Source organism: Maribacter sp. (assembly GCF_039968975.1).
Classification (GTDB): domain Bacteria; phylum Bacteroidota; class Bacteroidia; order Flavobacteriales; family Flavobacteriaceae; genus Maribacter.
In genome coordinates this window covers 34,249-43,906 of sequence record NZ_JBDVOT010000058.1, presented here as the reverse complement: position 1 = coordinate 43,906, position 9,658 = coordinate 34,249, and the positions used below count along the sequence as shown (strand labels likewise).

Genomic DNA, 9,658 nt, shown 5'->3' with positions numbered 1-9,658 from the left:
TCTGGCATCGCGTTACCTACGATCACATCATCAATACGTTTTTTATCGAACTGCGGCAATTCCTTCATCATATATTCTATGGTTTCGGCAGCCAATTCATCGGTACGCTTAAAACGGAAAACACCTTTCGGAGCTTTTCCTACAGCAGTTCTATATCCTTTTACTATATATGCAGTTTTCATTTTTTATGCTTTTGGCTATTAGCTTTAAGCTACTAGCATTTAATTGTTGTTTTAAATAGCCTACTAGTTAATTGCTATAGGCTTACAGCTACGTAATTTTAATTACGTAACGGCTTACCCGTTTTCAACATGTGCTGAATTCGTTCTAAAGTTTTTCTTTCCGTACATAATGATAAGAAAGCTTCACGTTCTATATCCAATAAATATTGTTCGGATACTCGAGTAGGTTCTGATAAATCACCACCTGCCATTACATAAGCAAGTTTGTTAGCAATTTTCTTGTCATGTTCACTAATATAATGGCTAGCCTCCATAGAGTCAGTACCAACTACAAACATGCCTAATGCTTGTTTACCCAATACTTTAATATCATTTCGGGCTGCTGGTTGTGTATAACCAGATTCTGCCATTAAAATAGCGTGTGCTTTCGCAGTTGCTATTTGGCGATCCTTGTTGACTACAACAACATCCTTACCTTTTTGAAGTAATCCTAAATCAAACGCTTCATAAGCAGAAGTAGATACTTTTGCCATACCAATGGTCAAGAAATATTCTTGTAATACATTTAATTCAACATCACCTTTCTTGAAAGTATCTTGTGCACGTAAGGCCATTTCTTTAGAGCCACCTCCACCAGGAAGAACACCAACGCCAAATTCAACCAGACCCATATAGGTTTCTGCCGCCGCAACAACTTTGTCTGCATGTAATGAAATTTCACATCCACCACCTAAAGCCATACCATGTGGAGCAGAGATGGTAGGTATAGAAGAGTAACGCATGCGCATCATCGTGTCTTGGAAGAATTTAATAGCCATATTAAGCTCATCATATTCCTGCTCAACGGCCATCATGAAAATCATACCAATATTTGCACCTACAGAGAAATTGGCAGCTTGGTTACCAACAACCAAACCTCTATAATCTTTTTCGGCCATGTCTATAGCCTTGTTCAGGCCATTCAATACATCACCGCCAATGGTATTCATTTTAGATTGGAATTCTACATTTAAAATTCCTTCACCTAAATCTTCAACAACAACACCAGCATTTTTGAATACTTCTTTAGATTTTCTAATATTATCCAATATGATAAATGAATCTTGTCCAGGAATTTTTTCCATAGATTTTTTCGGTATATCGTAAAAGTAAGTGCTTCCTTCTTTTACTGAATAGAAAGAGTCTACACCGGCATCTTTCATCTCTTGAACCCAAGCAGCAGCTTCTAAACCTTCTGCTTTAATAAACTCAAGACCTTTGTCTAGACCAACAGCATCCCAAATTTGGAAAGGACCATGTTCCCAACCAAAACCAGCTTTCATGGCATCATCTATCTTGTAAAGCTCGTCTGTTATTTCAGGTATTCTATGCGATACGTAAGCGAACAACTGCCCAAAACTTTTACGGTAGAATTCGCCTGCTTTATCTTTTCCTCCACAAAGAACAGCAAAGCGATCAACAACCTTGTCAATCGTTTTTGTTAACTCTAAGGTGGCAAATTTTGCACTCTTTTTAGAACGATAATCCATCGTCTCTAAATCAAGCGTCAATATTTCAGTTTTACCTTTATCGTTTTTTGACTTCTTGTAAAAACCTTGTCCCGTTTTACTTCCTAACCATTTGTTTTCCATCATTGTATTGATGAAACCTGGTAGTTTAAATAAATCGTGACGTTCGTCATCTTTACAGTTATCATAAATACCATTGGCAACGTGTACCAATGTATCTAAACCAACAACATCAACAGTTCTAAATGTAGCAGACTTTGGTCTACCAATCACAGGACCAGTCAATTTATCTACTTCCTCAACGGTCATATCCATATCTTTTACCATATGAAAAAGACTTTGAATACTGAATATTCCAATTCTATTACCAATGAATGCTGGAGTATCTTTAGCTACAACAGAAGTTTTTCCTAAAAACTTTTCACCGTATCCGTTTAAAAACTCAAGTACATCTGCATCTGTTTTTGGACCAGGAATTATTTCAAAAAGTTTAAGGTAACGTGCTGGGTTAAAAAAGTGTGTACCACAGAAATGCTTCTGGAAATCTTCACTTCTTCCTTCAGACATAAATTTGATAGGAATACCAGAGGTGTTAGAGGTAATAAGTGTGCCAGGTGTACGATACTTCTCTAAGTTTTCAAACACTTGTTTTTTAATATCCAAACGTTCAACTACGACCTCAATAATCCAATCTACCTTAGATACTTTTGCAATATCATCTTCTAAGTTTCCTGTAGTAATACGATTTGCAAATTTTTGATGGTAAATAGGAGATGGTTTAGATTTTAACGCTGCTTTTAGAGCATCGTTCACCATTCTGTTACGAACTACCTTATCTTGTAAGGTTAAACCTTTCGCTTTTTCTTTGTCATTTAGTTCACGAGGAACAATATCTAACAATAAAACCTCTACGCCAATATTTGCAAAATGACAGGCTATACCGCTACCCATTATTCCTGAGCCAATTACTGCTACTTTTTTAATGTGCTTGTTCATGTACTTTATGCTGTATTAATTTGATAAGTTGTATTAAAATAATTTTTTATCCGAAATAAGCTTGTTGATGACATCTGTTACTTCAAAAAAACTTTCTAGCTTTTCCTCTGTTACATTCTCCTTCACAGCTTCATTGAATCTGATAACGGTATTCTTAGAATCGTTTCTTTTTTCTAAACCGAAATCAGTTAAATAAATAAGAACACCTCTACCATCTTTTGGGTTCGGTTTTCTTAAAATAAGACCTTTTAGTTCCATGCTTTTCAAAATTCTTGAAAGGCTAGTGGCTTCCATTCCCATTTTTGGACCCAGCGAAGTAGAAGGTGTACCTGTTTTCGGGTCAATACTCAATAATGTAAACCCAACAGCCATAGTAGAATCAAAATTCTTTGCTTCTTCATTATACATTCTTGCTACTGCCTGCCATGTAGCTCTCAACGCATAATCTATCGTCGCTTCTCTCATACTCTCCTTTAGTTGGTTCTCAAATATAAGAAAATTTATTATGCATGCATAATAAATTTTCTTATATTTTAGCTAATCAGGTGTGCTAAGGTAATTTGCGCTATTCTTTTTTAAGTTTTGCTTTTAGGTTAGTTCTATTGCGTATAACATTCTACTTTAAGTAGATGGGTGTTGAATATGCTTAATCATACATGGGTTGCGTATTTTACAGCTACTCATGAATAATAGATAAAATCATTAACACCCAACTAAATATCATTTCTGAGCCTTAGTTGGGTGTTATTAATAAAAGTATGTTTTTATATACTCTTCTTAGTGCTCATAAATATCATTATAAAGAGTCATGTATTTCTCTTTAATAATTTTCCTTTTCAATTTCATGGTAGGGGTAAGGTGCCCATCTTCCATACTCCAAACATCAGGAGTAAGTCTAAATTGTTTTACTTTCTCCCATTTGGCAAATTTTTCATTTGCTTCGTTAATTTCTTGTTGGTAACGTTCTAAGACTTCTTCATTCATTATAAGGTTATCATTACCAGTAACATTGATATTGTGTAAAGCAGCCCAATCTTTTAAGAATTCAAAATCTGGTTGAATCAATGCAGCAGGCATTTTTTCACCTTCACCAACGACCATAATCTGTTCTATAAACCTTGATTGCTTAAAACGATTTTCTAAAAGCTGAGGCGCTACATATTTGCCGCCCGAGGTTTTGAACATTTCTTTTTTACGATCGGTAATTTTTAAGAAACCTTCACTATCTAGTTCGCCTATATCTCCTGTTAAGAAATAACCATCTACGATTACCTCTTTAGTTTTTTCTTCATCTTTGTAATAGCCCAACATTACTTGTGGACCTTTAATGCAAATTTCACCGTCAGACGCAATCTTAACTTCGGTTTGTCCAATAGGTTTACCTACTGTTCCAATTTTAAAGCCGCCTTCACGCATATCGTTTACTGATATAACCGGTGAAGTTTCAGACAATCCGTACCCTTCCATAAGTCCGAATTCGGCTGCATTGAAAATTCGAGATAATCGCGGTTGTAAAGCTGCGCTACCAGATGCTATTAATCCTAGGTTACCACCTAGGCCTTCTTTCCATTTGCTGAAAATTAATTTTCTAGCAATAGATAATTTTTTTTCATACCACCATCCGTTTTGTCCGTATGGTTCATATTTAAGCCCTAGGTCAACTGCCCAAAAGAAAAGTTTCTTTTTAATACCGGTAAGTTCTGTTCCTTTGGCATAAATTTTATCATATACCTTTTCTAAAAGTCTTGGTACCGCTGTCATTACATGCGGACTAGTTTCTTTAAGGTTGTCGCTAATTTTATCTAATGATTCTGCATAGTAAATAGATACACCTCTATATTGGTATAGATATATTAACATACGCTCATACACATGGCAAAGTGGTAAGAAACTTAATGCCTTTGTTTTACCATCTTCTATAGGAAAGCGTTTTGAGCTTTCAATAGCATTGGTTACCAAATTATTGTGAGATAGCATAACACCTTTAGGTCTGCCGGTTGTGCCAGAAGTGTAAATTAATGTGGCCAAATCATTAGGTGTAACGGCATTCATTAGTCTTTCTACTTCGTCTTGGTTAGATGTATCTGTACCTAATTCAATAACCTTTTCCCAATTATCGCAATTAGATAGTTCATCAAATGAAAAGACATTTTCTAAACTTTTTACTTGATCTTTAATTGCAGTTACTTTTTCATGTACTTCATTACAAGAAACAAAACAGAATTTTGCTTCAGAATGATTTAATACATAAGCATAATCATCTTCAGAAATAGTTGGGTAAATGGGAACATTTTGAGCGCCAAGTTGAAGAATGCCAATATCCATAATATTCCACTCGGTTCTATTGGTGAGGGATATTACGGCAATCTTGTCATTAGGTTTTACACCAAGGCGTAAAAGCCCGCGACTAATAGCGTTTGCTCTATCTATATATTCTTGAGTAGATGTTTTTATCCACTCTCCATTTGTTTTCGAAACCAATGACTCTTTTAAGGAGTGCTTTTCAAGTTGGTAATATGGAAAATCAAAAAGACGGGTTACTTTATGCATACTTAAATTCTAATAGGTATTGCAAAATAGTGAAAGAACTCGATATTTTAAAATTGTATTGTTAAATAAAATAGCATCTCATTACAATATTCTTAATTTTTAATGATGGCTTGTGTAACATCGATTTCAATCATTTAACTACAATAAATTGTAATTGAGCGGGTTAGATGCGTATTTTAAATATTTGTAAGAAATTTCTTTAATATGTATTGTAAGTTTATAAATAAAATTTTATCTTTTTAAGATGATGATTACGAGAAAACCTCCAAATTATTTTTAATTACATAGATTAACTACATTTTGCTTGGAGAATGAAAAACTTGGTTATATCAGTTGTGTATTATTTTTTTGATTAGGTAAATAACCACGAAATAATCAAATGAAAATACAGTTGAACAAAATGAAAAAGTTGTAGAAAGAAAAGATTTAGCTCCAGGGTTATACCTCTATAAGTTGCAAAACTCCAATGAAAAAATATAGAGCGGAAGGCTTTTAGTTAGATAATACGTTTTGGTTGTAAAAAAAGCTGTGTACCCCAGACATGGGAGTGCACAGCTTTTGCTTTTTAATGAATTAAAAGTATTATTTCTGATCGTCTACCCAAGCTTTAGCGTTTTTGAAAGCTTCTAGCCAGGGTGATACTTCATCATTTCTATCCGTTGGGTAATGTGCCCAATTCCATGGAAAAATAGAACGCTCAATATGTGGCATTGTAACTAGGTGTCTACCAGTTTTATCACAAAGCATAGCAGTGTTGAAATCACTACCATTTGGGTTTGCCGGGTAACCTTCATAACCGTACTTGGCTACAATATCATAATTGTCTTCTGATAGCGGTAAAGCAAATTTACCTTCACCGTGAGAAATCCATACACCAAGTTTACTGCCCTCTAAAGAAGAAAGCATAACAGAGTTGTTTTTTTGTATTTCAACCGATGTAAAGTTACTCTCATGCTTATGAGATTCATTGTAGGTCATTTTACCGTGAGTTTCGTGTTCAGGGTTAATTAAATCTAACTCCATGAACAATTGGCATCCGTTACAAATACCTACTGATAAGGTGTCTGGTCTGGCAAAGAAGTTTTTAATGACCGTGTTAGCTTTTTCATTGTATTTAATAGCTCCTGCCCATCCTTTTGCGCTACCAAGTACATCTGAATTAGAGAAGCCGCCAACAGCGCCTAAAAATTGAATATCTTCAAGATTTTCTCGACCGGAGATTAAATCGGTCATGTGAACGTCTTTTACATCAAACCCTGCTAAATACATTGCATTTGCCATTTCGCGTTCAGAGTTACTACCTTTTTCACGTAGAATAGCTGCTTTTGGTCTTCCGTTACTTGTAGTTTCTGAGCAGTTTGCCAGGGTTATTGGTGTTGTACTTGGAAATTGATATTGTAAAGGTTGAACCTTATAGTTATCAAATCTATCTTTTGCTAAACCATTTGCAGTTTGCTGACTGTCTAATAAATAAGAAGTTTTAAACCAAGTATCACGTAAGGTATCAATGTTGAGTCCCATTTCCATACCATTGTTTTTAACGGTAAGGGTAGCTTCATTAGTAACGGTTCCTATTTTCTTAGCATCAATATTCTTAGACTTCAATATAGCTTCAATGCTATCATCACTGGCTTGAAAAACAATACCAGCATTTTCAGAGAACAATACTTTAATGGTATCGGCTTCATCTAAACTTGTAAGGTCAAGATTTGCTCCTAAATTGGTGTCTGCAAAACATAATTCTAAGAGTGTAGTAATCAATCCGCCAGAAGCTACATCATGTCCGGCAACGATTTTATCTTCCTTAATTAAAGATTGAATCGTATTAAAAACAGTTTTAAAGTAAGCTGAGTCAGTAATAGTAGGAGTTTCATTACCAATACTATTTCTAGTCTGTGCAAAAGAAGAACCACCTAATTTATAATTGTCTTTAGATAGATTGATGTAATAAATTGAACCACCATCTTTCTGTAAAACCGGTTCAACAACCTTAGTAATATCGCTACAGTTACCGGCAGCAGAAATAACTACGGTACCAGGAGAGATAACATCACCATCTTTATATTTTTGTTTCATGGAAAGCGAATCCTTTCCTGTAGGGACATTTATTCCTAAATCAATTGCAAAATCAGAAACTGCCTGTACGGCTTTGTATAAACGGGCATCTTCACCTTCGTTTTTACAAGGCCACATCCAGTTGGCAGAAAGTGATACGGAAGCCAAGCCATCTTTTAGCGGTGCCCAAACCAAATTGGTCAACGATTCTGCAATACTATTTTTGCTACCTGCAGCAGGGTCTATTAATGCAGAAATAGGGGAGTGCCCAATACTTGTGGCAATACCTTCTTTTCCTTTAAAATCTAAGGCCATTACACCACAGTTGTTCAATGGTAATTGTAATGGGCCAACACATTGTTGTTTTGCCACACGACCACCAACACAGCGGTCAACTTTATTTGTAAGCCAATCTTTACTGGCTACGGCTTCTAATTGAAGAACGGCATCTAAGTAATCATGGAAAAACTCTAATGAATACTCTGCATTTTTATAATCACGTTTTACCGTAGAATCTGTCATTACCGTTTTAGGAGAACTACCGAACATATCAGATAATTCTAGGTCCATTGGCTTGGCACCATTGGTTTTAGATTCAAATGTAAATCTGTCGTCACCAGTAACATCACCCACTTCATACATTGGTGAACGCTCACGGTCAGCAATACGTTGTAACAAGTCAATATCTTTCTTTCCGATAACAAGCCCCATACGTTCTTGAGATTCGTTACCAATAATTTCTTTGGCAGAAAGAGTAGGATCACCAACAGGTAATTTGTCTAAATCTATTTTTCCACCGGTTTCTTCCACTAATTCAGATAAACAATTTAAATGTCCGCCTGCACCATGGTCATGGATAGATACAATAGTATTTTCATCACTTTCTACCATACCACGTATGGCATTGGCAGCTCTTTTTTGCATTTCAGGGTTAGAACGCTGTACTGCATTTAATTCTATTGCAGAGCTAAATTCTCCGGTATCTGCACTAGAAACAGCGGCACCGCCCATACCAATACGGTAATTGTCGCCACCTAGAATTACAATTTTATTATCTGTTTCAGGTTTGTCTTTAATTGCTTGCTCCACCTTACCGTAACCAATGCCACCAGCTTGCATAATTACTTTATCATAGCCTAGTCTGCGATTGTTGTTGGTGTTTGAAGCATCGTTTTCTGTTGAATCGAACGGAGTAGAAGCTTCATCATATTCAAATGTAAGCACCGATCCAGAGATTAAAGGTTGTCCAAATTTGTTTCCAAAATCAGAAGCACCATTAGAAGCTTTTATAAGGATGTCCATAGGAGTTTGGTATAACCAATCTCTCTCTTGCATCCCTTTTTCCCAAGGTCTTTCTTTTTCTAAACGAGAATAAGCGGTCATGTAAACAGCTGTACCGGCAAGAGGTAAAGAGCCTTTGCCACCAGCTAAACGATCCCTTATTTCACCACCCGCACCAGTTGCGGCGCCATTAAAAGGTTCTACTGTTGTAGGGAAATTGTGTGTTTCCGCTTTTATGGAAATTACTGAGTCAAACTCTTTCTCTTGATAGAAATCTGGCTTATCGGCAGTTTTTGGAGCAAATTGCATTACTCTAGGTCCTTTTACAAAGGCAACATTGTCTTTATAGGCGGATACAATATCGTTAGGGAATTCTTGAGAAGTTTTCTTTATTAGTTTAAATAACGAGGAAGGCATTTCTTCGCCATCAATAACAAAAGTGCCATTGAATATTTTGTGTCTACAATGTTCAGAGTTTACTTGGCTGAACCCGAAAACCTCAGAATCAGTTAGTTTTCTACCGAGCTTTTTACTTAGGTTTTCCAAGTAATCAACTTCTTCATCGTTAAGCGCTAAGCCTTCTTGCTGGTTAAAAGCAGCTATATCTTCAATATTCAATATAGGTTTAGGTTCTACATGAACATCAAAAACCTCTTGATTTAGCGAACCGTATTTTTGAGAAATCATGGGGTCAAATCCTGTAAATTTTTCTTCTACAGCATTGAACTCCTCAATTCTAATAATGCTAGAAATGCCCATATTTTGAGTGATCTCAGTTGCATTGGTACTCCAAGGAGTAATCATTGCGGCTCTAGGACCAACAAAAAAGGCGTCAAGAGACGCCGCATTTATTTTAGGTTGGTTGCCGAACAACCATATAAGTTTACTTATATCTTCAGATGAAAGTTCTTTAGCAGTCTGTACCGCAAAAACCTTTTTGCTAGGTTCCCCAAAAAAGTGAATCATTGTAGTGTGTCTGGTATTGATTTTGAATTACAAAATTAAGACTTTACTAGTAACTATTTACGCTAATCTGAAACACTTTTAAACAGTAATTGTTAATGAAATAAGTAAGATTTTGTTATA

At 35.7% G+C, this 9,658-nt stretch carries 4 protein-coding genes and 1 pseudogene; all 5 read right to left on the bottom strand.

Annotation, left to right across the window (positions count from 1 at the left end; translation table 11 throughout):
- Positions 1–182: pseudogene (locus ABJI11_RS04020) on the bottom strand (acetyl-CoA C-acyltransferase); the annotation flags it as partial.
- A 98-nt stretch (positions 183–280) separates the two neighbouring features.
- A complete protein-coding gene (locus ABJI11_RS04015; RefSeq protein ID WP_348349643.1) occupies positions 281–2,686 on the bottom strand; it encodes a 3-hydroxyacyl-CoA dehydrogenase NAD-binding domain-containing protein in 2,406 nt (801 codons plus the stop codon).
- Positions 2,687–2,719: 33 nt separating this feature from the next.
- The gene (locus ABJI11_RS04010; protein WP_348349641.1) at positions 2,720–3,151 is read right to left on the bottom strand and encodes a MarR family transcriptional regulator; all 432 of its coding nucleotides are present in this window, start codon (positions 3,149–3,151) and stop codon (positions 2,720–2,722) included.
- A gap of 312 nt (positions 3,152–3,463) precedes the next feature.
- A complete protein-coding gene (locus tag ABJI11_RS04005; protein WP_348349639.1) occupies positions 3,464–5,236 on the bottom strand; it encodes an AMP-dependent synthetase/ligase in 1,773 nt (590 codons plus the stop codon).
- Positions 5,237–5,818: 582 nt separating this feature from the next.
- On the bottom strand, positions 5,819–9,538 hold the full coding sequence (gene purL, locus ABJI11_RS04000; protein WP_348349637.1) for a phosphoribosylformylglycinamidine synthase: 3,720 nt from the start codon (positions 9,536–9,538) through the stop codon (positions 5,819–5,821).
- Positions 9,539–9,658: the final 120 nt, after the last annotated feature.